This window comes from Neobacillus cucumis (assembly GCF_023715505.1).
The window spans coordinates 1-26021 of sequence record NZ_JAMBOH010000012.1 but is presented as its reverse complement, the minus strand read 5'-3'; the positions used below and the strand labels follow the sequence as shown (position 1 = coordinate 26021).

The 26021-nt window shown below is 38.5% G+C and carries 29 protein-coding genes and 2 pseudogenes; 10 read left to right on the top strand and 21 right to left on the bottom strand.

From position 1 onward, the window contains the following. Window positions 1-41: 41 nt before the first annotated feature. Window positions 42-509 (bottom strand): hypothetical protein, encoded by a 468-nt coding sequence (locus M3226_RS17530; RefSeq protein ID WP_251567457.1) that lies wholly within the window; start codon window positions 507-509, stop codon window positions 42-44. A gap of 42 nt (window positions 510-551) precedes the next feature. Next, window positions 552-923, bottom strand: coding sequence for a GNAT family N-acetyltransferase (locus tag M3226_RS17525; protein WP_251567455.1), 372 nt, complete (start codon window positions 921-923; stop codon window positions 552-554). 199 nt (window positions 924-1122) lie between these two features. On the opposite strand from M3226_RS17525, the gene M3226_RS17520 reads away from it, so the two are divergent. Then, a complete protein-coding gene (locus tag M3226_RS17520; RefSeq protein WP_251567453.1) occupies window positions 1123-2037 on the top strand; it encodes a type II toxin-antitoxin system SpoIISA family toxin in 915 nt (304 codons plus the stop codon). A gap of 56 nt (window positions 2038-2093) precedes the next feature. Continuing rightward, window positions 2094-2294, top strand: coding sequence for a hypothetical protein (locus M3226_RS17515; protein ID WP_251567451.1), 201 nt, complete (start codon window positions 2094-2096; stop codon window positions 2292-2294). 369 nt (window positions 2295-2663) lie between these two features. Here the strand turns inward: M3226_RS17515 and M3226_RS17510 are convergent, their stop codons facing one another. The 3 genes from M3226_RS17510 to M3226_RS17500 all read right to left on the bottom strand — a co-directional run bounded on the left by M3226_RS17510 (window position 2664) and on the right by M3226_RS17500 (window position 4178). Then, entirely contained in the window at window positions 2664-3536 is an 873-nt protein-coding gene (locus tag M3226_RS17510) for a hypothetical protein (RefSeq protein ID WP_251567449.1), read from the bottom strand. A gap of 147 nt (window positions 3537-3683) precedes the next feature. Continuing rightward, entirely contained in the window at window positions 3684-3962 is a 279-nt protein-coding gene (locus M3226_RS17505; RefSeq protein WP_251567447.1) for a hypothetical protein, read from the bottom strand. Between the two features lie 72 nt (window positions 3963-4034). Further along, window positions 4035-4178: a hypothetical protein gene (locus M3226_RS17500; protein WP_186446444.1), complete on the bottom strand. Its 144-nt coding sequence runs from the start codon at window positions 4176-4178 to the stop codon at window positions 4035-4037. A gap of 140 nt (window positions 4179-4318) precedes the next feature. Between M3226_RS17500 and M3226_RS17495 the strand changes: the two genes are divergently transcribed. The 4 genes and pseudogenes from M3226_RS17495 to M3226_RS17480 all read left to right on the top strand — a co-directional run bounded on the left by M3226_RS17495 (window position 4319) and on the right by M3226_RS17480 (window position 7889). Next, window positions 4319-4588 (top strand): ferritin-like domain-containing protein, encoded by a 270-nt coding sequence (locus tag M3226_RS17495; RefSeq protein WP_251567690.1) that lies wholly within the window; start codon window positions 4319-4321, stop codon window positions 4586-4588. A 29-nt stretch (window positions 4589-4617) separates the two neighbouring features. Continuing rightward, on the top strand, window positions 4618-4971 hold the full coding sequence (locus M3226_RS17490; RefSeq protein ID WP_144564895.1) for a spore coat protein: 354 nt from the start codon (window positions 4618-4620) through the stop codon (window positions 4969-4971). A gap of 306 nt (window positions 4972-5277) precedes the next feature. Continuing rightward, window positions 5278-6476 (top strand): annotated as a pseudogene (locus tag M3226_RS17485) (iron-containing alcohol dehydrogenase). A gap of 42 nt (window positions 6477-6518) precedes the next feature. Beyond that, a pseudogene (locus tag M3226_RS17480) lies at window positions 6519-7889 on the top strand (aldehyde dehydrogenase). A 93-nt stretch (window positions 7890-7982) separates the two neighbouring features. Here the strand turns inward: M3226_RS17480 and M3226_RS17475 are convergent. Further along, entirely contained in the window at window positions 7983-8558 is a 576-nt protein-coding gene (locus tag M3226_RS17475; protein ID WP_251567439.1) for a GNAT family N-acetyltransferase, read from the bottom strand. Between the two features lie 89 nt (window positions 8559-8647). Beyond that, the gene (locus tag M3226_RS17470) at window positions 8648-9451 is read right to left on the bottom strand and encodes an RDD family protein (protein ID WP_251567437.1); all 804 of its coding nucleotides are present in this window, start codon (window positions 9449-9451) and stop codon (window positions 8648-8650) included. Window positions 9452-9571: 120 nt separating this feature from the next. Between M3226_RS17470 and M3226_RS17465 the strand changes: the two genes are divergently transcribed. Beyond that, a complete protein-coding gene (locus M3226_RS17465; RefSeq protein WP_251567435.1) occupies window positions 9572-10552 on the top strand; it encodes a stage II sporulation protein M in 981 nt (326 codons plus the stop codon). Here the strand turns inward: M3226_RS17465 and M3226_RS17460 are convergent. The 7 genes from M3226_RS17460 to trhO all read right to left on the bottom strand — a co-directional run bounded on the left by M3226_RS17460 (window position 10530) and on the right by trhO (window position 18551). Beyond that, the gene (locus M3226_RS17460; protein ID WP_251567433.1) at window positions 10530-11888 is read right to left on the bottom strand and encodes a DUF58 domain-containing protein; all 1359 of its coding nucleotides are present in this window, start codon (window positions 11886-11888) and stop codon (window positions 10530-10532) included. The genes M3226_RS17465 and M3226_RS17460 overlap by 23 nt on opposite strands. Further along, window positions 11839-12768 (bottom strand): AAA family ATPase, encoded by a 930-nt coding sequence (locus M3226_RS17455; protein WP_251567431.1) that lies wholly within the window; start codon window positions 12766-12768, stop codon window positions 11839-11841. The genes M3226_RS17460 and M3226_RS17455 overlap by 50 nt, the downstream gene beginning before the upstream one ends. Next, on the bottom strand, window positions 12765-13898 hold the full coding sequence (locus tag M3226_RS17450) for a DUF4350 domain-containing protein (protein WP_251567429.1): 1134 nt from the start codon (window positions 13896-13898) through the stop codon (window positions 12765-12767). The genes M3226_RS17455 and M3226_RS17450 overlap by 4 nt, the downstream gene beginning before the upstream one ends. After that, on the bottom strand, window positions 13895-14536 hold the full coding sequence (locus tag M3226_RS17445; protein WP_251567427.1) for a DUF4129 domain-containing protein: 642 nt from the start codon (window positions 14534-14536) through the stop codon (window positions 13895-13897). The genes M3226_RS17450 and M3226_RS17445 overlap by 4 nt, the downstream gene beginning before the upstream one ends. Before the next feature lie 24 nt (window positions 14537-14560). Continuing rightward, window positions 14561-15478, bottom strand: coding sequence for a hypothetical protein (locus M3226_RS17440; protein ID WP_251567425.1), 918 nt, complete (start codon window positions 15476-15478; stop codon window positions 14561-14563). Between the two features lie 176 nt (window positions 15479-15654). Next, window positions 15655-17442 (bottom strand): oligoendopeptidase F, encoded by a 1788-nt coding sequence (gene pepF, locus M3226_RS17435; protein WP_251567423.1) that lies wholly within the window; start codon window positions 17440-17442, stop codon window positions 15655-15657. Between the two features lie 155 nt (window positions 17443-17597). Further along, window positions 17598-18551 carry an oxygen-dependent tRNA uridine(34) hydroxylase TrhO gene (gene trhO / locus M3226_RS17430; RefSeq protein WP_251567421.1) on the bottom strand — a complete coding sequence of 318 codons (954 nt, stop codon included), beginning with the start codon at window positions 18549-18551 and terminating at the stop codon, window positions 17598-17600. A 197-nt stretch (window positions 18552-18748) separates the two neighbouring features. Between trhO and M3226_RS17425 the strand changes: the two genes are divergently transcribed. Continuing rightward, complete coding sequence (locus M3226_RS17425) at window positions 18749-19915, top strand: glycosyl hydrolase family 18 protein (protein WP_251567419.1); 1167 nt, start codon at window positions 18749-18751, stop codon at window positions 19913-19915. A gap of 41 nt (window positions 19916-19956) precedes the next feature. Here M3226_RS17425 and M3226_RS17420 read toward each other — a convergent pair whose 3' ends face one another. Beyond that, complete coding sequence (locus tag M3226_RS17420) at window positions 19957-20955, bottom strand: LLM class flavin-dependent oxidoreductase (protein ID WP_251567418.1); 999 nt, start codon at window positions 20953-20955, stop codon at window positions 19957-19959. A gap of 13 nt (window positions 20956-20968) precedes the next feature. Continuing rightward, window positions 20969-21253, bottom strand: coding sequence for a DUF3219 family protein (locus M3226_RS17415; protein WP_251567415.1), 285 nt, complete (start codon window positions 21251-21253; stop codon window positions 20969-20971). A 245-nt stretch (window positions 21254-21498) separates the two neighbouring features. Between M3226_RS17415 and M3226_RS17410 the strand changes: the two genes are divergently transcribed. Then, on the top strand, window positions 21499-21873 hold the full coding sequence (locus M3226_RS17410; protein ID WP_251567414.1) for a hypothetical protein: 375 nt from the start codon (window positions 21499-21501) through the stop codon (window positions 21871-21873). A 77-nt stretch (window positions 21874-21950) separates the two neighbouring features. Here M3226_RS17410 and M3226_RS17405 read toward each other — a convergent pair whose 3' ends face one another. The 3 genes from M3226_RS17405 to M3226_RS17395 are packed head-to-tail and all read right to left on the bottom strand — an operon-like array spanning window position 21951 to window position 23850. Further along, window positions 21951-22727, bottom strand: coding sequence for a DODA-type extradiol aromatic ring-opening family dioxygenase (locus M3226_RS17405; RefSeq protein WP_251567412.1), 777 nt, complete (start codon window positions 22725-22727; stop codon window positions 21951-21953). Window positions 22728-22759: 32 nt separating this feature from the next. Next, the gene (locus M3226_RS17400; protein WP_251567410.1) at window positions 22760-23182 is read right to left on the bottom strand and encodes a DoxX family protein; all 423 of its coding nucleotides are present in this window, start codon (window positions 23180-23182) and stop codon (window positions 22760-22762) included. Between the two features lie 23 nt (window positions 23183-23205). Beyond that, window positions 23206-23850: an alpha/beta hydrolase gene (locus M3226_RS17395; protein ID WP_251567408.1), complete on the bottom strand. Its 645-nt coding sequence runs from the start codon at window positions 23848-23850 to the stop codon at window positions 23206-23208. 247 nt (window positions 23851-24097) lie between these two features. On the opposite strand from M3226_RS17395, the gene M3226_RS17390 reads away from it, so the two are divergent. Beyond that, a complete protein-coding gene (locus M3226_RS17390) occupies window positions 24098-24637 on the top strand; it encodes a helix-turn-helix domain-containing protein (RefSeq protein ID WP_251567405.1) in 540 nt (179 codons plus the stop codon). A 42-nt stretch (window positions 24638-24679) separates the two neighbouring features. Here the strand turns inward: M3226_RS17390 and M3226_RS17385 are convergent, their stop codons facing one another. Further along, window positions 24680-25465 carry an alpha/beta fold hydrolase gene (locus M3226_RS17385; protein WP_251567403.1) on the bottom strand — a complete coding sequence of 262 codons (786 nt, stop codon included), beginning with the start codon at window positions 25463-25465 and terminating at the stop codon, window positions 24680-24682. Window positions 25466-25566: 101 nt separating this feature from the next. Beyond that, window positions 25567-25815 carry a hypothetical protein gene (locus tag M3226_RS17380; protein ID WP_098532090.1) on the bottom strand — a complete coding sequence of 83 codons (249 nt, stop codon included), beginning with the start codon at window positions 25813-25815 and terminating at the stop codon, window positions 25567-25569. Window positions 25816-26021: the final 206 nt, after the last annotated feature.

Here is a 26021-nt window from a genome sequence, read left to right as displayed (position 1 = left end):
CCCCTTCTCTTTTTCTTACATAAAGTAAATAATGTAGTTTGTTAAGCTTGTGCTGTAAGAGGATGTTTAATTTGTAATGGAAAACCATTGTTACTACTTCCTCTTACAAACAATACTTCGGTCCCCTTATATAAATTACCTTCTGTTTTAATTCCTTCATATTCTGGGGTATAATGAAAAACAATTTTATTCGTTTCTCTATCAGTAATTTTTAAAAGTATATCTTGAATATTTATTTCTTTTTTAGAAATAATCTCAAAAATATCAATTTGGTTTTCATCCTTTTTATAGATTACGATAACATCCTCACGCTCTAGATAGTAAACATCATTGTTAAATACGTACATACAGTAAAACATTAAAACCCCTTGAGTATTTTCCGTTCCAAAAAGTTTAGATACGGGTAATCTTTCGGATGCAAATTCAAAAATAAAATGAAGATCCTTCGAATTGTGACCATTAAGTTTCCGGATACAAGAAACATCTGTTCGGCTTAGTGTAAATGGCATTGAAAATTGATACTCCTTAACTGCTTTAAACCCAAACTTCGGTTAAAAATCTAAAACTGTTTGGTTAGCAAATAAGTACATATAATCATACTGGTTCTCATACTCAGCTAGTACTTTGTTCATTAAACTGGCACAAAGGCCTCGCTTTCGATAATCAGGATGAGTCATAACTGTGCCAATCTGTAATGCATCTTTTTTCTCACCGTTTATAACTAAATTTAGAACGTTAACTGAAACATTTGCGACAACTTTATCACCATCCATATAAGAAAAAGGGATATAGTGGTTATTCCAAAAGCCTTTTTGGTACCATTCCTCAAAATTAATGCCAAATACCTTCGCAGCAAGCTCATTGAAGCTTTTTCTAAGGCCCTCATCATGCTTATAATCTTTTAAATATTTTAATTCCTTCATTATGCGTTCCCCTTTTTAGTATTTCTATTTCTTCCTTACTTCCACCAATCGTTCCATCTCTATCTATGAAAACAGCTGAAATATCCATAAAATTACTTCCGTTAATTATGTTCAACATAAACTATTCAATTATATATGATAAAATTCCTTAAGAGGTAGATCTACCAGAATATGATATAATCATACGAGGAGGCGAATTATGGACGGGAATCATGAGGTGCCTGCAAAATGGTACAAGAACCCCCACAACAAAATTATTCTAAAAATATTAATCCCTATCATTCTTGTAATCCTTCTACTTGTCGTGAAGAAGGTCTGGGGAGATACCATCCTCTCCTACTCCCAAGAAAACAAGTGGTTTATACTTACTGGATTTTCAGCTGTCATTCTCTACATAAGTTGGGCCTTTAAAGACCTTTTTGCTAACCATAAACAAAATCTTCGGAGAACATGGTATTTCTTGTTTATTGTTGAAGTGGTTCTGCTGCTCAATCAAACAGGTTTTGATGTAAAAGAGTGGCAACGTTACACTTTGTTAGCAGGAATGTTCATTTTTATTGATTTAGCCTTGTTTCTTACTCCATCTATCAAGAAAATCGGCGGCGCTGAAATGGAACAAATCAATGAGGTTGAAAGTGTCAATGAAGAGATGAAGAAAGTCATTGCTCAAACGCAGAATAGAAGTTTACAATTTACATATTTATTGGACATGATACAAATTTCCTCTTTTGAAACGCAAGAATGGGATGAAATAGACAGTTACCGGGAGAGTTTAGAGGATTTTCTATTTTCATATGGGGAAACTTGCCGACAAGAGATCACCGTATTCAAGAAAGAACATAACACTCATTTTAAACAAGAAGTTGGGACAGTACTCGGAATCAATCTTACAGAAGAACAAATGAACTCCATTAATGATAATACTGTCGTCCATATTAACAAACAAACTGTTCTTATCCCCTACCTCGAAAAGGTTTTTCCAGTAGTCATTTCAATCGAATCGGAAAAAGAGCATGTATTGGATATAGACATAGATCACATCATTAATCTATCTTTGATACATAGTTGGTTGAAAAAACCACAAGAAGAACAAACGTATTGGCAAACATTGTAGATAAAAAAGTGTATGTTTGATAGAATTAGGGTATAGATAGGAAAGGAGTGGATAAAATGCCAGAGCGTACTAACAAACCTAAAGAAAATGTAGTAAATATTGTTGGAAGACGCAGCGGTAGAGTTAAGTCTCCTTTTTTACAAGAGAAGGCTACTCGAACAGTTCCACGAACTTCTCCATCATTGTATACACGGGAATTATTTAAGAGAAGTGACGAAGCTGTAGATCGCTTAAAAGATAGCCGTTACGCAAAATAAGACGATAAGACAGGAGATACTCCTGTCTTTTTTGATTAAAACCTTCATAATTTGACCATACAAACAGTATATATATGGACAGGGATTTGTATGGGAGATGATCATGTGGGAGTAAAAAAGAAGAAAAACCCCTTTTTAACCGATAAGCCCTCTGGAACCTTACCAAGGCGGGACAAGGATGATAGTTTACTGCTAAACTTGAATAGGAAAATGAAAGACAATATTGATAAATTAAAGAAAGGCAGATAGAGTGTTAGTTATCCAACCTGCCTTTTTTCTTTTTCTACTGTTTTACCAACATGGTGAAACTGTTAAAGAATAAATTTCGATATAACAACTTACTGTTAAATAATCAATGATTATTTATATCTACTCATAACTAAAATCCCTTGGACCAAACTGATGCCCAGCGTGAGGATGCTGTTGCTCTGTTTGTGCTTCTGCTTGTGCCCCATCTTGAGTTCCTATTTGGGATTCAGCCTGTGCCCCATCTTGAGTTCCTGTTTGTGTTCCTGCCTGTGTACCAACTTGAGTTCCCGTTTGTGCTCCTGTCTGTGGACCAACTTGAGTTCCCGTTTGTGCTCCTGTCTGTGGACCAACTTGAGTTCCTGTTTGTGCTCCTGTCTGTGGACCAACTTGAGTCGCCGTTTGTACACCTGCCTGTGCCCCTGTTTGTAATCCAGTTTGGTTACCAGTTTGAAAACCTGCTTGGAACCCGGTTTGGAACCCCGTTTGGAACCCAGCCTGGAACCCAGCCTGGAACCCTGCTTGATATCCGGCCTGATTCATTGTTTGTTGCCCTGTCTCTGCCCCGCTTGGCAGACCCATTTGCTGCCTCACACTTTTAAAATCAGAGTCTTCATATTCATTTTCATACAAACAATTGTCAATTTCATCCTGCCATGCTTGTTGCCCTGTTTCTGACTCACAAGGCAGAAACATTTGCTGCCTTACGCCATTAAAATCAGAGTCTTCATATTCATTTCCATACAAATCATTTTCGATTCCATCCTGCATTGCTTGTTGCCCTGCTTCTGCCCCGCTTGGGTGCATTTGCCACCCTACAACCATAAAATCAGAGTCTTGATATTCATTTCCATGAAAATCATTGTCGATTTCATGATGCATAGCTTGTTGTCCTGTTTCTGACTCATACGGCAGACCCATTTGCCGCCTTACGCCATTAAAATCAGACTTTCGATATTCGTTTCCATACAAATCATTGTCGATTCGATTATACATATACTCACCACCTGCCGATATGGTATGCACTTTAAGAAAAAGATGAGCCTTTCCATAAAAAAGACAGGGGGATATACTACATACTTTTAGGCTGTTTGTCGTCCAATCTATTCCTAAACTAGTGGCATAAGCTGAAATTTAGGATGTTCATTCTCTCCTAATGTTCTTACCTTGAAACGATTCGTACTTTGAGACTTCCATAATCGTTTCCTCGATTTCTTTTACATATGTATCAAATAATGGAAGATTCTCTGTTACTATAAAGTTCTGTTTATCTATAGAATTAAGTAATGCAATAATTGCTTTAAATTTGAGATCATCATGATTCGGTATTTTTGCTGCTCCAGATATTTCTCCTTTAACCTCAATTTTTCCATCCATGTCTTCCATTTTAAAATTCACTTTATGTATTTGCTCTGTTTCCACAAAATATGCCTTCTTCCTTATCAATTATCAGGACATCAAAGAAAATAGATGGCACCCTTAATGGGCGCCTTTTTACGGCTCAATTTTTCTTGTAACTTTATTGTCTGTTGAAGCAAATTCAGTTCCGTATTTTCCTGATGAACCAGCTTGATGGCGCGATGCCTCCGCTTGGTTATCTTCAACGGTGCGACTGCCTTGTTTTTTATTCTTATCCATACCCAATCACCTCCAACGTTAATATACCCAAATAAGGCGTCTTTATTTTTTAACCAACTGGTATTTTTCATAAAATCACTCACTATTGCAAATTCTATATTTGTTAAACACTAAAATAGTAAAGGAGTCTTATTATGCAAATGATGCAAAATAATCAACCGCCTATTCCCAACCCGCCACGAGCCATTACCACAAAGGATCTTTTATATTTAAAGGATGCTATGTCATGGGAGTTGCTTGCATTTAAGAAATTTCATTCTATGGCTCAGCAAGTGCAAAATCCACAATTTAAGCAAGCACTCGACAAAGTCGGCCAAATGCACCAAAATCATTTCAAAAGAATCCTTGGACACCTACAAGTCGATAATAATGCAGCTTTAGCAAGCTTACCTAATACACAACTACAGTAATCTCAAAAAAGAAAAACGGAGGTTAAGTGATGCAAAACCAACAATCACAACAAAACCAAAACAAGAATCAAATAGCCAATCCGCAAACTGGTGAACTGCCAAAGGTAAAAAGTCCGGAAATGAACGATCGTGACTATATTAATGATGCGCTTAGTACCTGCAAATATTTAACTGACAGCTTAAATATTGCAGTTCGAGAGGCCAGCCATGAACAGCTGCATCAAGAATTACTGCAAATCCTAAATGAAACGCACCAAAGTAGCCGTGAGCTTTATAACTTAATGTTCCAGCATGGCTGGTATAAGCTTGAGGCGGAAGAACAGCAAAAAATCGATCAGGCTTATCAGCAATTTAACAACTATTCTTCACAATTCCCATACTAAGATGAAAGCCTAGTTTTCTAGGCTTTTTTATTTTATCCTCCTTTCTCCCTCCCTTCCTGATAAAATAAAAATAAAATAGCAGTATAATCTTTCCCATCAGATTTTTCATAACATTAGTCATATTTTCATAATTTTAATTATATTCATAAAACTAACTTGACTTTTCCAAATTAAATAAGATATAAAATTTGTATACATCTCTGATTATAGAACTATTTTCCTAATGTACCTTGTATTTTGGTGATTTAGAATTTCCCGTGATTTTAAAACAAGGATTACTAAATCTTAGGTAAGTGAGGTAATGTCATGTACAAAGCTTATTGTCGAACGTTTCAAAGGGTCATGAAAACGACCTCCTCCCTCCTGCCTTGGCGGGAACCGAAACTATTAGAGGGCGAAAATAGTCTACGGGAACTGGCCAAACTTATTAAAGACCAAGGAGTTGAAAACGTTTTAATCGTAACCGATCGAGGAATCGTCTCGGTTGGACTGATGGATGAATTTCTAGAAGATCTTCGAAGTGAAAATATTAGCTACGTAATCTATGACAAAACGGTCCCAAATCCCAAGATTGAAAATATTGAAGAAGCATTACAAATGTACTCGGATAATAACTGTCAAGGCATAGTCGCGTTTGGCGGGGGTTCCCCGATGGATTGTGCGAAAGGTGTAGGCGCCCGGGTTGCTAAGCCCCAAAAAACCGTCCCACAAATGAAAGGTGTATTAAAGATAATAAAGAAGCTTCCTCCCTCTTTGCGATTCCTACCACAGCTGGCACAGGCAGTGAAGCTACCCTTGCTGCCGTAGTCTCTAATAGCAAAACCCATGAAAAATATGCCATAATGGATACATCACTCATTCCGCATTTTGCCGTTTTGGATCCCTTGTTAACTGTCAAACTCCCCCCTCATATCAATGCTGCAACCGGGATTGATGCTTTGACACATGCGGTTGAAGCCTATATTGGCAGGAGTAATACTAAGAATACAGCACTGTACAGTATCGATGCTGTAAAATTAATTTTTGATAATCTCGATGAAGCATACGCAAACGGGGCCAATCTTGTGGCACGTTCAAATATGCAAAAGGCGGCCTATCTGGCTGGAATGGCTTTTACTAGAGCGTATGTTGGTTATGTACATGCGATTGCCCATACCTTGGGTGGATTCTATTCGGTTCCCCATGGGCTTGCAAATGCAATCATCTTACCCTATGTCCTCGAGTATTACGGTGATTCAGTCCAAAGGCAGTTAGCAGAACTTGCAGACGTCATCGGCATTGCTGACCCGGAGAAACCAATCGCACAAAATGCCGAGAAATTCATAGCGGCAATTAAGAATTTGAAGGAAAGGTTGGACATCCCTAAAAAAGTAAGCGGGATTATTGAAAGTGATATTCCCGTTATGGTCGAGCGGGCTCTCGCAGAAGCCAATCCTCTCTATCCTGTTCCGCGAATTCTCTATAAGGATGACCTGTTTCAACTTTACAAGCTAATAAAGGAGTAGCATTCTGCATTCAAGTAGGAATAAATAAAAGGTGGCTAAAGAATGGAGACCTATAGTTCTCTCATTAACAAGCAAAAATCATTTTTCAAAACGGAAAAAACTAAAAATGTCGATTTCCGTATTGAAGCCCTTCAAAAGTTACGAAATTCCATAAAAAAAAAATGAAAAGACAATAATGGAGGCCTTAAGAACGGACTTAAATAAATCAGAATTTGACGCATACACATCAGAAATCGGATTTGTTTTGGAAGAATTGCGTTTTACGGTGAAACATCTGCGTTCATGGGCAGCACCCAAAAAGGTTAAAACCCCGGTAACTCATATTGGGTCGAATAGTTATATTTATCCTGAACCCTATGGTGTGGCTTTGATCATCGCACCTTGGAACTATCCATTTCAATTGGCAGTCGCTCCGTTAATTGGTGCGATTGCCGCAGGAAACTGCGCCATAATCAAACCGTCTGAATTGACACCGAAAACGTCCGAAGTATTAGAGACCCTGATTCAAGAGATTTTCTCTGAAAAATTTATTGCGGTTGTCCAAGGGGGTGTCGAAACAAGTCAAGCCTTGCTGAATGAACAGCTTGATTACATTTTTTTCACAGGAAGTGTTCCTGTAGGAAAAATTATTATGGAATCCGCTGCAAAACATTTAACTCCGGTAACATTAGAACTGGGTGGGAAAAGTCCTTGTATTGTTCATGAGGATGCCAATCTTAAGCTGGCTGCTAAACGGATTGCCTGGGGGAAGTTTACAAATGCCGGACAAACCTGTATCGCCCCGGATTATCTTTATGTTCATAAAAGAATTAAAGATGTGTTTCTCCAACAATTTAAGGAAACAACCTTTGAATTGTATGGCAGAGACCCTTTAAAAAATCCTGACTTTACGCGGATTGTCAGTGAAAGGCATTTTAATCGACTTTCTTCATTTTTGGACAATGGGCAATTATTTATGGGTGGAAATGCGGATAAGGAACGATTAACCATCGAGCCTACCTTTTTAACTGATATCACCTGGGAAGATTCGATTATGCAGGATTAAATTTTCGGACCTCTTCTACCGGTGCTGGAATATGAGGATTTATCAGAGGTGATCGAGGGCATTCATCGCCATCCGAAACCACTTGCCCTCTATATCTTTACGGAAAATTACAAGATTCAAGAGGAAGTCTTAAATAAGGTCTCCTTCGGGGGCGGATGTGTTAACGATACCGTTTATCACTTTGTCTCTCCATATTTGCCGTTTGGCGGTGTTGGTACCAGCGGGATTGGAGCTTATCATGGAAAGGGAATTTTGACACCTTTTCCCATCAAAAAAGTGTCCTTAAACAAACAACTAAGTTTGATATACCGTTCCGTTATCCAAATATTAAGAACGGACTGGAAAAAATCAAGTTATTTATGAAGTAAGATTAAAAGCCTGAACTTCAGAAAAGTGAGGCCAGGCTTTTTATAATGAAAAAGGCTGAGTTTTATTGTTCCAAATGACTAGAATAAAGGACACTATAAATTATCAAGTATATTTCCATTTTCAGTTTCTTCTTTAAAAGTCAGTACCTCTTCAACCGGTTGATAGGATTCGCCATAGAAGCGTTTGTCTTTATAGGTATGAATTAAGTTATAAGTTTTTTTCATGGCATCAAATATGATTTCTTCTGACTCATTATTTGGAGCCCAAAAAAGTATTTCCATTTTATTAATTTCATTTGTGGCTAAAGACCTCCGTGCATATCCAATTGACTCTGCATGTTCAAAACCTTCTCGTTTATAAAAATGAAGCCTTTTTGCTGTATCACTGTCTTTATAGTTCACCGGTTCCACTTCCAGAATAATCGGTTTCCCTCTGTGCTTCAATTTTTCCATAAGTTTATGACCCAGTCCCTGACCACGGGCATTTTTAGATACAAAAAGATAATCGATGAAAATAAAATTATCAAGCTCTACATACATTAAAACATGATTGGGCCCTTCATCCTTATGATAGATTTCAGAGCGTTCTTTCAGTAAAGTCTGCATATGTTCTTTTGATTTCATTTCCTCAATCGGGAAATATTGATTTAATTTTTCATACCAATGCATGGACATACTCCTTTGAATGTTGGTAATACCTAAAGGAATTATGTACTATTTGTAGAATTTCATACTCTTTAATTTTATAGGTGAAATATCTAAAGCTCAAATTCCCATTCATCCTTAAGATTTAAGTAAAGAACAAGTAGCGTATTTTCTAATTCTGTCTCCGTTTTTCCTATCACGTCGATCCCAGTTTTAGGCAGCAGCAAATCAGTAATCTGTTTTGTCAGCCGATTTCGCTCCTCCACTGGCAACTGATGAAAACGGCTTGCATAGGTACTCACCAACTTCCAATCCTTAGCCGTAAATGACTTTAACGTCCAGTCATCCAATTCAAGGTCGTTCACCGTAATTCCTCTGAGATTAATTTCTTTTTCAATGGGTGTAAATTTCTTTTTCTTTTTGGCCTTTCGTTCATGAACGACAATCGTACCAGCAACAAGGTCACCAAGCCGTTTATGTTTAGGATGGAAAAATATCATGATAATACCAAGAAAATAAGCTGTTGGCAGTGAATCGATCAGACGAACAAGATTTCGTATAAAACTAGACAGCAATGTAATGCTGTGCCCATTTTCCTGAATCACTCGGATCCCGACCACTTTTTTACCAAGGGTTCGACCCCCAGAAAAAAACTCAAAGAAAAAGAAGTAGCCCCAATTTAGAACAAATAAACCTATAACTACAACCGCAATGGGAAAGGTACTTTCCGTAAGAAAAAAAGGCGACGTTTCCATCCCGCCCATTATGAAAAAAAGTATCACGATTGTCAGTATATTTATGATCATGAGCAGGGCCTGATCGATTATAAAGGCTGCGGCTCTGCTCCCTAATCCAGCAATTTGAAACTGTATGGCTACATATTCTGGTGTTTTGATATCTAAATGATCATCTGTCATCAAATTCCCCCCTTAAATCTCGTTGATTTTCTCTGATATGGTTTCTATTTTCCTACTAATTTTCTATAATAAGGAGAAAAGTATAAAAATTTACATAGCTCCGTAAAAGAAGGTGTCAAAATGAATCTCAAGCAATTTGTCAAAATGCACCGTGAAGATTGGAAACAACTTGAACAATTCGTTACCCTATTAAGCAAGAGAAAAAGGGACTATACCGGTGAAACCATTACACAGTTTCATCGATTATATCAAAAGGCAGCGCAAAATCTTTCTTACAGTCAAACTTATTTTCCAAATGATGAAATAACGCCCTATTTAAACACCCTTGTTTCAAAAGCACATAACCTTTTGTACAAAGACCAGGTTTCAAGCTTTAAACAGATTCGTTATTTCTTCAGCACTAAATTTATTGGTTTATTGCTGGAGCAATGGAAATTTGTCATCGCCGCGATGATTTTATTTTTAATTGGAGCGATCGGAAGCTTTCTTTCTGTTATGAATGACCCGCTCCATATTTATTCGATTCTCCCTGCGGAAATTTCTCAAGGCGTGGATCCAGATAAATTAGGAAAAGGCTCTGGTGCCGTTGATTCTTCCCTGATGTCAGCGAGTATTATGACCAACAATATTAAAGTCGGCATCTTTGCCTTTGCCGGTGGCATTGCCTTTGGCCTCGTTACCGTTTATTTAATGGTCTATAACGGGATCATTATTGGAGCCCTTGCTGCCCTCTTTTGGCATCACGGCAAATCCTATGATTTTTGGGCCTTTATTGTTCCACATGGAATGATCGAACTTACAGCTATTTTTATCGCAGGCGGTGCTGGGCTTTTAATGGGCTATAAGCTCTTTGTTCCTGGGCAATACACAAGAGGCTGGCAATTAAAGCGGCATGCCAAACGATCCGTTCAGCTTTTGCTTGGTACAATTCCATTGTTTGTGATTGCTGGAATCATCGAAGGCTTCATTACACCGGCAAAGATTTCGTTGGGAGCAAAATATATCGTCGCTGTCCTAACCGTTGCCGGCCTTATCCTATATGTGTTTATAGGTAAACTTAAACTAGCCAAATCCCAGCCTATAAAAGATTTTGATTTATAATTTGAATATAATTTGACACGGCCGTTACAGCCAATTTTTCCTCTCGGGCCTCGATCATCTGCAGGCCTTTTTTCTCCCATTTGTTCTTCTCCCGCTTTTTTAAAATAACTTGCTGCTGAGCAATACTTTTCACCATTGCTTGCTGTACCGTTTCAGGCACTTCCTTTACCCTCTTTAATAAAGTCTGGTCTTCCACGCCGATCATCAAAAACAAATGGCGCTGTTGAAGCCGTTGTAAATAAACTAAGGCACTTTCCTCATGTAAAAAAGTACGAACATCACTAAATAAAAGCAGCAGACTTCGTTTCTTTTGAACTGTTTCTAAATACCGTAAAACAGCTCCATAATTAGACTCAGATGCGTCTACCTTTAAATTGTAAATAGCATGCAAAATGGTCTGTAAATGAGCCATTCCTTTGGAAGGTGGAACATAGACGTGGATTTCCTTTGAAAAAGCAAGAACAGAAACATAATCGCCTTTTTTTAATGCTGCTGCCGTGACAGTCAGGGCTGCTTCTAACGCCTTTTCTAGCCGATTCCCCTTTTTCAACTCTGCCCCCATCATACGCCCGCAATCAATTAAAACCGTTATATATTTGCCATGCTCTGGCTCATAGTCATTTGTCATGACTTCCCTCAGTTTGGCCGTTTGCCGCCAGTTAATCTTACGCGGATCATCACCGACCACAAACTCTCGAATTTTTGAAAAATCGCCAACACCGCTCCTTTGTCTGCGGATGTTTAATCCTTCATACTTTAAATAGCTTTGAGCATTTTCTAAGTATTGTTTTGTTTCAGTTAAATCTGGAATCACTTTTACCGTTTCCTTTATGGAAACGGTTGTTTGTTTTTCCCATAAACCAAAGCGGCTGCGATAACGAAAATAAAGCTTTTGTACATCATAGTCTCCTCTAATCGTGGCAATAGTATCATAGGTAATCACCACGGCAGAATCCTTTTGAATTTGTCCCTTAAGTGGAAACGGCCTATCAAAGAATTGTGGCAGTCCGTCAATCAATCGGTACGAAATGGAATAGGGAGAGGTATTACAAACCTCAATCTCGATTGGATAAGAGATTCCTCTTTCCATTTCTTTGGGCATTGTCCTGTTGAAGGTAAGCTGTTGTTTATTAGGTGAAAAAAGTAAGTCCAATAAACTGATACAAAGGGCCAAAATGTTAAAGGTAATGATATAAGCCCACGAGAGGCCAATAATCATTCCCAGCATAAAAACTACAGAGATTATGAGGTAAATGAACAATAACCGTTTGGCAGGCAGGATCCCTTTATCTTGGAACAGGAACCGAGCCCACAAGCTCTTCAATGATTTGGTCAACGGTTGCTCCCTCCAATTCTATATGTGGAGATAACTGAATTCGATGTCTTAATGCCGGTTTGGCAACCATCTTAATATCGTCTGGCGTCACATAATCTCTCCCTGCAAGATAGGCCCAGGCTTGAGCCGCTTTTCCTATTGAAATCCCCGCTCTCGTACTCGCCCCAAAGCGAATTGATTCTGCCTCTCTTGTTTTACGAACGATCTGTAAGATGTAGCCTAATACGGTCTCACTTACGGTTACTTTTTCAATTTCTTTTCTTATCGCCATAAAAGTGTCCATATCCAGGATGGCTGTTAACCGACTTTCCTCAATAGTGTTTTCTATCACCATCTTCAATACATCTTTCTCCTCATCAAAGGAAGGAAAATCGATATAAAGTTTAAATAAAAAACGATCCTGCTGCGCTTCTGGAAGTGGGTATGTACCTTCAAATTCAATTGGATTTTGTGTTGCGACCACAAAAAATACATCTGGCAAAAGATAGGTTTCACCTTGGATGGTCACCTGCTTTTCTTCCATCGCCTCCAAAAGGGCGGCTTGTGTCTTAGCAGGGGTTCGGTTAATTTCATCAGCTAATAGGATATTGGTGAAAATTGGCCCCTTAAGTGTTTGAAACGTACTTTCTTTCATGTTATAAATCGCGCTGCCCGTAATATCACTAGGCAATAAATCCGGTGTGAACTGAATCCGGTTAAAGCTGCCACCCAGAAGACCTGCGAGCGTTCGAACCATTTGCGTTTTACCGGTGCCAGGCACTCCTTCCAAAAGGACATGTCCGCCTGATAGAATGGCAGAAAGCAGGAGTCTAAGATTAAGGCTCTGACCTAGGATCCGCTCTTCATATTTTTCTAAAAAAGATGTTAATTCTGTCTTCATGATTCAACCTCATTTCGTAATTCCTCTAGTTTTCTCGACCACAATAGATATTCTTGCTTATTGATCTTTTCCTGGTTTAAGATGGCGGCTAAGCCGTATAGGAAAGTTTTCATTTCATGGGCAGGAATTTTTATCCATTTTCTTTCAAAATAAGGAGTAAGCTCCTGCCAACCCTTATGATAAGGAATATGCCAGCGTTCCTGCAGCAAAACCTTTACATAATCTGCTTGGATATGGAGTGAATCTTGATAACGTCTGCCTTTTAAATACCAGGCGGCAATCGCCTGAATCCCTTCATCACTAAAGCGGACCCACTCTTCCCGCGGGCTTAACAATGGGCCAAACCGTTTCCCCTTGTACCACAGCCAGAACACCACCAATAAAATCCCTTGAAAAATAAGGACCAAAAACCACATCGGATAAACCGCTAAAATGGACGATTTGTTTTCCCCAACATGCGTATATTCATCAAACAAAATGGTGTCAGGATTCCCTCGATTTAATAGTTGAAAACTAAGTGGCAAGTGGTCTTTTTTCAGTAGTTTATCATTGGTGAACCACTCAGGGGTAATGGCAACGATTAAATGTCCCTTCCCAAAGGTTCTTTTTACTGCGATCGGACCATACTGATCAGACAGCAACAGTTCATCACCCTTGATCGTACGGATTCGAACATCTGAATTCACTTCTGCTTTGAAAGTTTTATAGTTCTGATCCTTTACCAAATGCCATCTTTTGCTTTGAGAGGGACTCTTTTCAATAAAGTCTGCTTCAAGATCAAACATCCCTTTTGGGTTTGTTTGTAATAACAAGATCGTATTTCCAGCATTCATATACGCTTTATATGCCTGCATCAACTCTTTTTCAGGTGTAAAAGCAGGGCCGACCATTACAAGCATTTGGTTGTTGTCTCCTTTAGGGAGTAGATCAGGTGAATGGTTCCAGCTTTTTACGCCTTTTTCCTTTTTTAAATATGTATATATTGCCTTAATCCCAGTTGGAGCAGGAGAGGTGGTCACATAATCTGGATAAATTTTTGGTTTGGGTGTAAAGGCGACATAACTAACTCCAATAAAGAGAAGGAGAAGCACGGCAAACCAAATCCATCCACGTATTTTTAAAGCATTCATTGAATACTTTCCACCCCCCTACTTCCCAATATATCTCTGATTTTTGTGCGAAACGGTTTATATTCTTCAGGACTTACCTTATGTTCCCCATAAGCGGCATCCTCAAAGAAGTGGGCAAGCTCGAAAAATTCTTCAGCATTTTGCTGACTCACTTTTCTTAATTCATCATAGTAATCCCAATTGGTTTTCCATATCCTTGCCTCAAGCCATTCCTTTTCATGATAATAAAAAAGCATGGCTAAGAAGAGGTGTCTTGTCGATTCTGTATAATCTTCAAGGGATTCCAGTTTTTCCGCCTCTTCTAAATGCCTTACGTACGTCCAATTTCTCTCTTTTAATGATTGTAGCGGCCTCTCGTTTCGCAGCAATCGATTCCGTCGAGTATTTCGAAGAAGCATAAAGGCTGCAAAAGCTAACAATAAAATGACAATAACAATAATCGTAATTAAAATGGCACTGGAAGCGCCACTTGCCGATTTAATGGAAGGGAACAATTTCTCCAGCTGTGAGGCGATCCACTCTTTGGCCTTTTCCCACCAGGTTTCGATCAACCCGTTAGAGTGATCATAATAAACTTGATACTCCTGTTTTTGTAAAATCTCTTCAATATCATCTCGTGCTTTGTTTGCATTTAACATAACCATCACCTAACATATAGGTTTTTAGATCGACTGATAATCTTCAATCAATTCTTTTAAATCCTCCGCATCATTTCTTGTTTTTAAATCAAAATACATAACCCCATAGCCTACGGAGAAAATCATCGTTGTAAATAATGATGCCAGATTCGAAATTAGGCCTAATAAAACACTGTCCCCTAAAAGCGCGCCAAAAGTCAGCTGAACAGCAAAGCTTATAATGGAAACAATTAAGTAAAACACAATATATAGGCCAAACAATACCCAAGTCCGTTTCTTCGACAGCCGCCAGCTTCGAGCAAAACCGGGTGTGACTTTATCAAGGACAACCGATCCAAAGTAAAAGCTCCAGCGTGTGATTAACAGACCCACACCGACCGCAAACCCAATAAACAACAGAATGCCGACCAATATCCCTAAAACAGGATGGACAGCGGCTGCAAGAGTAGCGCCTGAAAAAGCGACAATCAAAATGGGAATCAAGATTATTCCTAACAGTATAATTCCAAATAAAATCGAACTGCCCAGTATTGGCCAGAAGCGTTGGAACGCTTCTTTAATAACCGAGCTAACCGTATACTCTTCTTCTTTCTTAATATGCTGGATGGCAAATAAAATAGCGGCCTCAGCAACCGGAAAAAGCAGGAAGCTCACTAACCCAACGACGATTAATCCGATATCAGCACCTAAACTACTAGAATCAAACGAGCCGGAAGAACTGTCCAAGTTTGAAAGTATTTGTTCATACCATTGTCCCCCTGTCCCTGTATCCCGAAAAAAACTGGTCCCGGTTGCCATCTGAATAATGGCTTGAAGTAAATAGACGGGTCCCATAAAAACGATTAAAATCATAAAAAATTCCTTAAAGCGATTTTTGCTCAAACTAAAGGTATGATCCAGTATTTCTCCGAACGCTTTTGGTTTTTTAAACTTAGAATTCAAATCATTATCCTCCTAAAATAGGTTTATAAACTATATTCTAACAAATCTTTAGAGTAAAAACTTGTAAAAAAATATGGCCAGACTCACCATTTTGAGTAAGGCCTTCATTTTTAGTTATAGTCGTTCCTTTTCATCCCTAAAAACCGTTGAGTGGTGAATTCCCCGGTTTTTTAGGTCTAGATTTGCGAAAATTCTTCAACAAGTTCTCCAAATCGTTTCAGTGCATTTTGGATTGGTTCTGGGGTTGTTAAGTCCACACCAGTCTTTTTCAATAACTCCAGTGGATAATCAATGCTGCCGCTTTTCAGAAATTTTAGATAAGAATGGAGTGTTTCTTGGTCTCCTTCTAAAATCTTTGTCGCCAGTTGTATCGCAGAGGCAAAGCCTGTCGCGTATTTATACACGTAGAATGGACGATAAAAGTGCGGAATTCTTGACCAGCCATATTTCACTTCCTCATCAAAGACAACCTCATCTCCATTGTATTCCCTAAACAACGTTTCATAGGTTTTGTTGAATACTTCAACATTCAATGGGATTCCCTTCTCGGCCATGTCATGTGTTTTCATCTCAAACTCCGCAAACATGACCTGTGTGAAAAAGGTTCCTTTGAACTGGTCTATAAAATGATTGAGCAAATGATTTCGGACTTCAGGATCCTTTTCATTATTTAATAAGTAGTTAATTAAGAGTACCTCGTTAACGGTCGAAGCTACCTCCGCCACAAAAATACTGTATCCCGCCGTAATTTGCGGCTGGTACTGTGAGCTCAACTTACTGTGAACTCCGTGGCCGCATTCATGGACCAGGGTGAATAAACTATCCAAATCATCTTGATGATTTAATAATATAAATGGATGGACGCCATAAACGCCCAAATTATAAGCCCCAGATCGTTTTCCAGGTGTTTCACGGACATCAATATACCTTGAGTCCTTAAACTCTTTTAAGATGTTAATATAATCTTCCCCTAGAGGAGCTAAAGCCTTCAACATGGTTTCATATGCTTCTTCATAAGAAATCACTTGTTTTACACCGCTGACAAGCGGGACGCTCATATCATATTGGTGGATTTCCTCGAGTTTTAATTTCTGTTTGCGAATTTTTGTATACTCGTGTAGCGGTGCAATATTGTCTTTTGTTGTTTGGATAAGATTCTCGTAAACCTCACGCGGTACTTGGTCACCAAACAGTGCTTTTTCAAGCGCGGATGGATATTGACGAATTTTAGCCAATGTTACGTTATTTTTGATCGCAGCTGAAAGGGTTGAAGCGATGGAATTTTTTAATTGAACATATGGCTGATAATAGGCTTTATAAGCCTCTCTTCTCTTTTCACGGTCTTCATCTTCAATTAATTTGGAATACATGCCTCGTGTTAATTCAACTCGGTCACCATCTCCATTTGTGACTTCGCCGAATTTAATATCGGCGTTATTGATCATCCCAAAAGTATGTCCCGGTGCTGACAAAGCTTCCCCTAATTGGGACAGGATTTCTTCTTGTTCCTTGCTTAAAACATGCTTTTTGTAGCGGAATGAGTCAAGTAAATCTTCTTCAAAATATATCAATTTTTCCTCTTCTTTGATATATCCCCTTAAAGTTTCCTCGTCTAAACTTAGTAAATAAGGCATAAAAAAGGAAGTGGCAGCACTGATTTTCACACTAAGCTGCTTCGCCTTATCTAAGTAGGACTGCGGGAGAGGCTCTCGAGTATTTTCATCGACCATTAACATCGCAAAAGCATAGACTTTATTCAAATGAAAGGACAGCTCTTCTCTTTGTTTAAGGTATTCATATAAGGAATGGCCATCGTTTATTTTTCCATCAAATTGCTTGAGGCTGGCGCCAATGTTCTCAATTAATTGGTAATCTTCTTCCCATTTACTGATATCAGGATATATATCGGATAAATTCCATTTTTCGTGGGCGGGAACTTCATTTCTACTTTTATATGTCGTCATGGGTAAACTCCCTTCAAGGTATTCAGTAATCTATTGTTTTTAAAATAGAAAAGCCTTCACAAGTATATTCCATATGTATCAACCATTATCCTTTTTTATGTTAAATTCAGTACTATAAAGCAAAAGCAGGCCATGATGATGACCTGCTTCCATTGTTATTTGTTATGACTTAACGCCATAAGTCTTTCATTTACTTCTTCTTCACTTAAACCATGTTCAGCAACATAGCGGTTTCTTGGGTGAACCCGGCACTCATGTGAACAGCTTCGTAAGTGTTTGTGCTCGTTTTCTTCTGAGCAAAGGATTTTTTTGTTACATTCAGGGTTCGCGCAGTTAACATAACGCTCACATGGCTCGCCTGTATAGTAATCCTTGCCGACAACGACATGCTCTATGCGGTTAACTGGAACACTAATGCGCTCATCAAATACGTAAAGCTGTCCATCCCATAGGTCGCCTTGAACCTCAGGGTCTTTCCCGTAAGTGACAATTCCGCCTTCAAGCTGTGATACATCTTCAAAGCCTTCTTTGCGAAGCCAGCCGGAGAACTTTTCACAACGAATCCCGCCGGTACAATAAGTAAGGATTTTTTTGCCTTCAAATTCCTCTTTGTTCTCTCTAATCCACTCTGGGAGATCGCGGAAGTTCAATATATCTGGGCGGACTGCTCCTCGAAAATGGCCAAGATCATATTCATAATCATTTCGAGCATCGATCACAACCGTATCTTCCTTTTGCATTGCCTCAAAGAATTCCTTTGGCTTCAAATGCTTGCCGGTTAATACGTTAGGATCAACATCATCTTCTAAACGAAGTGTGACAAGCTCTGATCTGTAGCGGACTTTCATTTTTTTGAAAGCATGCTCTGATGCTTCATCAATTTTAAAAATGGTTCCCGCAAACAACGGATGCTCGTCCATGTATTTCATGTAAGCGTCTGTTTGTTCGATGGTGCCTGACACCGTCCCATTGATCCCTTCTGCTGCTATGATAATCCGGCCTTTTAAGCCTAAGTCGTTACAAAATTGACGGTGTTCATTTGCACATTCCTCTGGGTTCTCAATCGAGACATATTTATAATAAAGTAATACTCTATATTCTTGATTCATTGTTAACCACCTTTAAATCTTTATCTAAAATAATTTTGTTTTAAATATTAACCTTATGATTATATCAGAAACAGGTTTTACTTTCAAATCTATTTACCCAGGTAAATAATTAGCGGCTTTAAAGGTGGATATTACCAACCAATCTTAGCTGTTTAATCTGTTACAATTTTATAGTAAAAAGAAGGAGGAAACATTCCATGAAAAAACGTAAACTCCTCCTTGCAATGGTAATTGTTCTTACCTTCCTTGGAGGAATCTATACAGGGATACAATTCTCTTCGAACAAGCCACAGGAAAAATCAATTAAATCTGAAAAAGCACCACAGTCGGCAATTAAGCCGCAGGTCAAAGCATTACCTAAAGTTGAAAAAACAAAATCAAAAGTATTGATCGGTTATATACAGGATTTCCGAGATCCCAACCAATTAGACTACAGTCAATTAACACACGTCATCTTCTCTTTTGCCCATCCAACAAAAGACGGCGGAATTTTACTAAATGGCGACTCCGCTTTGAAAAACCTGCGGACCACCGTTGCAAAGGCAAAGAAATCGAATACCAAGGTAATATTAGCTGTCGGTGGATGGTTTCATATAAACGGCGGGGAATCCTATCCCTATTTTACAGCTGCAATTTCAAATCCGGACTCACGGACAAAGCTAGTGAACGAGCTTACTAGTTTAGCAGACCGTGAGAACCTAGATGGAATCGATATTGATTTTGAACATCCCCACTCAAAAGCGGATGCAGAAAATCTTGCTGCTTTTACGAAGCAATTAAGCGCACAGCTTCATCCAAAAAAGAAGGAGCTGTCTGTCGCTGTTTATTCAAAAATACATGCTGTTACCTTAACTGAAATTGGTTTGGTTCAGTATCTACCGTCCATGTTTAAAGATGTTGATCATGTGAATATCATGGCATATGACGGGCAATGGGACGGCGGTTACAATGCGGCTAATTTATCACCGTATCCATTTACAGAGAAAATCGTCAATTATTGGACCAGGTTGTTTGAAGATCAAAATATCTCAAAAGATAAATTGGTGCTTGGAGTACCATTTTATGCTCAGCCAAAGGATCCTAAGATTAAACAGGTCTCCTATGGAGCCATTATTAACCAAAACCCTGCCAATGCCAATAGGGACACCGTTAATATGTATGGAACCACTTACTATTACAATGGTGCAGCAACCATGAAAAAGAAAACTAAACTGGCCTTAGACCATGGTTTCGGAGGAATGATGATTTGGGAGCTTGGACTTGATGCAAAAGGGTCAAATAGCTTAACTAGCTCCATCTCTGAGACAATTGAACAATCGACCAACACTCCTGTAAAATACTATGCTGTTGAGAATGCGCAATAAAATGAAAGGCTGTTACACTCGTTAATGAGAGTACAGCCCTTTTATATATGAAACGCTTCTTCAGCAATCAATTGATAGGACTTCACTCGATCTTCTGGTAAGTGGGTAATCGTTACCAGCATGATTTCATCTGCATGAAATAAAGAGACTAGCTCATATAGCTTTTTTATTACCTTCTTGGGGTTGCCAATAATCATGTTTTGTTTCATTTTTTCTATAGTTTGCAGGTCCTTGTCATCTAAAGGATATTGCTTTGCTTGAGCAATGGAAGGAACCCCATGTCCCTCTCCTTTACTTTTCTGTAAGGACCATATTATAGAACTTAATGCAATCTCTTCGGCCTCTTCATCCATCTCCGCACAAATAACATTCACTGTTAAAATCACTTCAGGCTTTTGCCAATGCGTTCTTGGTTGAAAAGTATCAAGATACTTCTGAATAATTTCTGGCCCGTTGTTCTCACTCATAAACTGTCCAAAGGCGTAGCTCATCCCCTTTTCTGCTGCCAGTAAGGCACTTTTTTTACTTGTTCCGAGCAGCCATAGGGCAGGAGGAACTGGTGGAACAGGAGAAGCCTTTAAATTTTTATATTCATGTTCAGAAGGAAAGTCATTTTCTAAAAAATGGAGCAGTTCCGTTACTGACTTTGGCATATTCCAAACCTGTTGTAAAAAGTTATCTGATAAGGCATTAGAAGCCTCCGCGGAACCTCCCGGTGCCCGGCCAATCCCGATATCAATCCGGCCAGGAAATAAGGTGGCGAGCATGTTGTAGACTTCTGCTACTTTGTAAGGTTTATAGTGTGGCAGCAAGACCGCACCTGAACCGATGCGAATAGTCGAGGTGTTGGCGCCAATATAACTTAACATCACTTCCGGGGCCGGACAAGCAAGTCCAGGCAAATCATGATGTTCCGCAATCCAATATCGGGTGTAACCCAGTTTTTCACCGGTTTGAGCAAGCTTCATGGATTCATTTAATGCTTCATGAGCTGTTTGATTGGATGAAATAGGAGCTTGGTCTAAAATACTGAGTTTCATTTATTCCACCCCCTTAATGGTTCGTTTCAAGTAGACTTAACTTGAATTCCCCGACTTGACCTTTTTCATATAAATTTGTAATTGAAGTGGAAAATTGCTGAATGGACGCCTTAAAAGCTAGTTGTCTTTCCTGTATTTTTACATCAAAGGTACCTTTATAAAGCAAGGTGGTGATATCATGATAATCCGCACTGGTTACTTTAAAGGCAACGGTTATTTTATATAAATTATTGATCTTTTCTTCTTCATAATGGTCAAGTTCAATAACTGTGTCATTTAATATTAATTCATTTACCAAAATATCGTCCCCTAACTTCATAATTACTAGAAGCATAGCACTCGGAAAAATTCTAATCAAATATAGTGTCTTAGGCAAAATTTCAATTTTAATTCTTAGATTTAAAAGAAATTATACAACTATTAACAACGACACGTTTCTGACACAAAATTTGGCATTTGTCGAATATTTTTCCAAGTTTTTTGAAGGAGATTGTCGAAAAAAGAAGAATAAATTAAAAGATAATTAAATAGAGGAGGAAGAAAATGAAAAAATTATTAACCATTATTGGCGGATTAGTCATTGCAGGATCTTTGTTTGTGACATCTGGAAATACGGCTAAAGCAGCAGAAGAGGAACCATGTACTTGTCATGAGTTAATTCCAATTCAAGGTGCTGAAAGAAATAAAATTGTGGCGGATTTTATCAGTAGCAATGAGTTTAAAGAAATCAAAAAGGATCTTTGGAAATTGGGGTATTCATGGAATGGGGCTCACACAATTGAAGTAGTATTACCTGGAGATGGCAGGACTATGATAGGTGTCCCAGTTATAAGTGCTGAAGGAGTACCCGACGTTTACGTATTTATTAATGGGGTATTTGTGGGTAAAGAATCTGATATCCCTCAAGACCAACAATAATTAAAATCCCAACTAGTCACAGTTGGGATTTCCTCCACTTATTTACAATAGAATGAATATTATCAAAACAAACTAACTCATCCGAACTGCCAAACACTATGACTAAGGTTTCCATACCGGTAGCTGCGATGAAGCAAGCTTGCCTTTTTCACATCATCCGCTGCCCCCATTGCATAGAAAATTGGAATAAAGTGCTCATTTCCATAAGGAGGTACCGCATATTCTGCATTTGGAGCAACTGACTCATACTTAAACAGTGACTCCAAATCCCAATTGTCTAAATGAACAGCCAACCAATCATCAAATTCCTGTGCCCACTGATCGATTTCATTATCGGACCATTTTACTGCTCTTAAGTTATGAACCGTTCCCCCGCTTCCAATCACTAAGACATCTTTTTCCCTTAAAGCAGATAAAGCCTTACCAATCTTATATTGTTCTTCAGGTAAAAGCTTAGGATTTACCGACATCGCAATTACTGGAATATCGGCATTCGGATACAATAACCGCAGCACAACCCAAGCACCATGGTCCAACCCGCGTTCGGTTTCAATTTCAAACGGTATACCGTTTTCCTTAAACAAATTCTGGATTTCATTCGAAATCTGTTGATCCCCTTGAGCAGGATACTGTATCTGATAAAGCTCTGGAGGGAATCCACCAAAATCATAAATCGTATTATAGGTATCAACATTGCTTACTTTCTGAGCCTGTGATTCCCAATGGGCAGAAAATAACACAATCGCCTTCGGGCGCGGCATGTTCTTACCTAACTTATTCAAATATTGGGTGTACTCATTATTTTCAATTGCTAACAACGGTGCACCATGCGCAATAAATAAAGATGGCATCATTTTATATACCCCCTATTTTAAATGTAATAGTTTTAAAAGGATTTGGTATCCGTCTTTTGTCCTTTAAAAATAACCTGGTCAAGAGCAAACATTTTACTGCCGTTAATAGCAATGAACACAGCCATAGCTAGTAAGGCTAAATCCAATTCATATCCAGCCATTTCTCCATTGCCTAAAAAGCCAACCGCGAGCTTCACTTTTAAGGTTGCACCGATCATTAATAGTGCAAGCAAGGCTGAAACAACTCTGCTCCCTAATCCAAGGATTAATGCAATTCCGCCAACAACTTCAATTGTTGCCACTACATATGCCAAGAATCCTGGTAAGCCGATTGCTCCAAACCAGCCAGCAATATTTTCAATTCCCCCTTGGAATTTAACTACCCCATGAACAAAGAACGTAATTCCCAAAATAACACGTAAAATTAATGTACTTGCTTCAAATTTTTTTAACATTTTCTAACCTCTCCTTAAAAATATTATTTTTCTAGTTGTTCAGAAATCCATCTGATAAAGTCCTGATGATTCTCTATTGTTACGGTATGTCCCACTGGATAGGTCCGAAAGGTAACATTTGCGCCTAACTTGCGGAAGTACTCATCATTGGCTACTCCCAATTCAAAAGGAAGCACCTGATCCATCTCCCCATGTGAAATAAAGATGGATAGATTGTTGACCGGTTTAATGTTGTACTCTTCCTTTACAAAAGCAGGGATATACCCGCTTAATGCTACAATACCTTTAATTCGGCTGCCTAATGTTAATCCTAAAGTCATTGACAGAATCGCTCCTTGACTGAAGCCAAGTAAATATAATTGTTGCTCGTCTATCGGATATTGGCTGCAGGCATAGTCAATGAAGCTGGTCAGTTTCTTCACTCCCTCATCGAAAACTTCCCGATGTGGTTTCCCATACCCTTCTATTGTAAAAAATGCATAGCCAGGAGGCTGTGGTAAGTGACCGCGGATACTGAAAATGAAAAATTGGTTTTCTAAACTGTCCACCAATGGCAGCATATTTTGTTCATTGCTTCCAATACCATGCATGAGAAATAATGCAGGATAAGTTTTGTCTGGATCCATTTGTGCTGGCCGGCGGAGCTCATAAATCATTGGTGCCGTCATAGTTAACATCCCTTTCTTAAGTGTTTTATTATTTTAGTCTTTCCTTAATTTAAGGTATCAGGCAATATTCAAATAGAATAAAAAGATTCATATAAGAAAACACGCGTGCAAAAAAATATGTTCTTATTTGTATTTTAATATGAACCTTTGTTATCTATAGGATAACAACTAACGAAGTAGATTGTCAATTACTTTTTTGCTAATATATAAATATGTTCTATATTAGAAAACTATTGAGGTGGATGATTTGGATATCGGCGCAAAAATTCGAGCGATACGAAATAGAAAGAAAATCACCATTGCCCAAATGTGTGAAGGAACGGGACTTTCCAAAGGGTTTATTAGTAATGTTGAAAATAATAATACTTCTCCATCAATTAACACACTACAGACCATTGCGACCTATTTAGATGTTCCTCTTCCTTACCTGCTTTTAGAAAAAAAAGAACATATGCAGGTTGTTAGAAAAGAAGAAAGAACCCATACTACTATGAATACTTTGAAAATCGAGCAAATCTCTTCAAAGGGAGGATTATGGCTAAGGAGTGTAGAGTTTCCACCCGGAGCATCGATTGGTGATGCCCATTCACATGAAGGGGTAGAATGTCATTTAGTATTGGAAGGAAAGGTTCTTGCAGAGCAAGGGGAAGATTCCTTTGTCTTGGAAAAAGGGGATTCCTTTAGCTGGAATGCCAGTGTACCTCATACCGTTAAAAATATCAGTACGGAAAAAGCGGTCGTGCTGATTGCCGTTTATTCCAACACCGAACTGAGTGACTTGTTTTAACTTTAAAAGGAGGAACCCAAAAACGTTCCTCCTTTTACCTTCTTACATATTTTCCATAAAGTCTTTAATGACTGAGATTAGTTCGCCTGGTTGCTCATACATACTCATATGACCAGAATCTTTAATAATCGTTTGTTTAATGTTTGCTTTACTCACAGAAAAGGTTTTTTCTACAGGGATAATTTGATCTTGTTCCCCGGCAATTAACAACACAGGTAATGAAGTTGACTCGAGCACACTGTTACGATCCGGTCTGTCCCTCATGGCACTTAATGTATGGATAGCTCCTTCTGAAGGTGTACGATAGCCGATCTGTTTTGCTGATTCTATATACTGTTCTTCAAGGTGATCCGGTGAAAATAGCTTAGGAACAAGTCCATCAATCAGCGTCTTGATACCCTCATTCTTAACCTTATCAATATTTGTACTTCTACCCTTCTTAGCCTCTTCCGAATCAGGAAAGGCAGTGGAATGAACAAGTGAGAAACCGTTTAAAGTGTCACTGTACTTCTCTGCATAAGCAAGTGTAATATAGCCCCCTAATGAGTGGCCGAACATGGTTACTTTACCTAAATTCAATTTATCTAAAAACTCTTTGATCATTTCAGCCATATCTGAAATTGAATAGTTCTTTAAAGCGGTTGTAGACCCTCCATGTCCCGGAAGGTCCGGAGCGATAACCCGATAATTTTTTGATATAACAGGTATGACTTCTGACCAATATGCGGAACTGCCACAGAACCCATGAAGCAGCACAATCGGCTTGCCTTCTCCTTCGTCGACAAATGTAATGGTTGAATTTTTTAAAGTGGCACTTTTAGTTTCCATAAAATAAATTCATCCTTTCGCTCTTTTTATTTATCTTATAATATCTTAAAAGAAATCAATAATAAAAAGCATTACTCCTCCAATAGAAGCAATGCCCATGTTTACCCTATTTGCTCTTCATTTAGCTCATGATTCAACACAGATCTTTTATTAGGAATCACCGTTAAGTTAGATTTCTTCAATAAATACTGCATATGCTCAACTGGCATTGAACCATGGCCTTTACTGTCGCCAAGAATAAATTGGATTGTGACGCCATTATTGCTTTTAACCGTCATTGTTTCAGCAGAGTTGAAAAACCCTTTTGCATTTTGCGAAATTTGAAACTTATTTCCTTCTTCAATTAACATGTACGAACTCCTTTAATGTATTCTCTATGTTAGTATGCCAATTCCTATTTTTATACATACATTATTTTTCCAAAAAAAACTTACACGGCACAACTAACACAATGAATTAGTTGTGCCGATTCCATTTGCTTTCAATATTGATTAAATATGCATCTGGATCCTTTTTAAATCTTCTCTGTTTTGTGTGTTCATGTATTCGACTGTCC

Coding starts and splice junctions, on each gene's coding strand:
- M3226_RS17530 (WP_251567457.1), bottom strand. CDS start 509: ATGCCATTTACACTAAGCCGAACAGATGTTTCTTGTATCCGGAAACTT.
- M3226_RS17525 (WP_251567455.1), bottom strand. CDS start 923: ATGAAGGAATTAAAATATTTAAAAGATTATAAGCATGATGAGGGCCTT.
- M3226_RS17520 (WP_251567453.1), top strand. CDS start 1,123: ATGGACGGGAATCATGAGGTGCCTGCAAAATGGTACAAGAACCCCCAC.
- M3226_RS17515 (WP_251567451.1), top strand. CDS start 2,094: ATGCCAGAGCGTACTAACAAACCTAAAGAAAATGTAGTAAATATTGTT.
- M3226_RS17510 (WP_251567449.1), bottom strand. CDS start 3,536: ATGTATAATCGAATCGACAATGATTTGTATGGAAACGAATATCGAAAG.
- M3226_RS17500 (WP_186446444.1), bottom strand. CDS start 4,178: ATGGATAAGAATAAAAAACAAGGCAGTCGCACCGTTGAAGATAACCAA.
- M3226_RS17495 (WP_251567690.1), top strand. CDS start 4,319: ATGATGCAAAATAATCAACCGCCTATTCCCAACCCGCCACGAGCCATT.
- M3226_RS17490 (WP_144564895.1), top strand. CDS start 4,618: ATGCAAAACCAACAATCACAACAAAACCAAAACAAGAATCAAATAGCC.
- M3226_RS17475 (WP_251567439.1), bottom strand. CDS start 8,558: ATGCATTGGTATGAAAAATTAAATCAATATTTCCCGATTGAGGAAATG.
- M3226_RS17470 (WP_251567437.1), bottom strand. CDS start 9,451: ATGACAGATGATCATTTAGATATCAAAACACCAGAATATGTAGCCATA.
- M3226_RS17465 (WP_251567435.1), top strand. CDS start 9,572: ATGAATCTCAAGCAATTTGTCAAAATGCACCGTGAAGATTGGAAACAA.
- M3226_RS17455 (WP_251567431.1), bottom strand. CDS start 12,768: ATGAAGACAGAATTAACATCTTTTTTAGAAAAATATGAAGAGCGGATC.
- M3226_RS17450 (WP_251567429.1), bottom strand. CDS start 13,898: ATGAATGCTTTAAAAATACGTGGATGGATTTGGTTTGCCGTGCTTCTC.
- M3226_RS17445 (WP_251567427.1), bottom strand. CDS start 14,536: ATGTTAAATGCAAACAAAGCACGAGATGATATTGAAGAGATTTTACAA.
- pepF (WP_251567423.1), bottom strand. CDS start 17,442: ATGACGACATATAAAAGTAGAAATGAAGTTCCCGCCCACGAAAAATGG.
- trhO (WP_251567421.1), bottom strand. CDS start 18,551: ATGAATCAAGAATATAGAGTATTACTTTATTATAAATATGTCTCGATT.
- M3226_RS17425 (WP_251567419.1), top strand. CDS start 18,749: ATGAAAAAACGTAAACTCCTCCTTGCAATGGTAATTGTTCTTACCTTC.
- M3226_RS17420 (WP_251567418.1), bottom strand. CDS start 20,955: ATGAAACTCAGTATTTTAGACCAAGCTCCTATTTCATCCAATCAAACA.
- M3226_RS17410 (WP_251567414.1), top strand. CDS start 21,499: ATGAAAAAATTATTAACCATTATTGGCGGATTAGTCATTGCAGGATCT.
- M3226_RS17405 (WP_251567412.1), bottom strand. CDS start 22,727: ATGATGCCATCTTTATTTATTGCGCATGGTGCACCGTTGTTAGCAATT.
- M3226_RS17400 (WP_251567410.1), bottom strand. CDS start 23,182: ATGTTAAAAAAATTTGAAGCAAGTACATTAATTTTACGTGTTATTTTG.
- M3226_RS17395 (WP_251567408.1), bottom strand. CDS start 23,850: ATGACGGCACCAATGATTTATGAGCTCCGCCGGCCAGCACAAATGGAT.
- M3226_RS17385 (WP_251567403.1), bottom strand. CDS start 25,465: ATGGAAACTAAAAGTGCCACTTTAAAAAATTCAACCATTACATTTGTC.
- M3226_RS17380 (WP_098532090.1), bottom strand. CDS start 25,815: ATGTTAATTGAAGAAGGAAATAAGTTTCAAATTTCGCAAAATGCAAAA.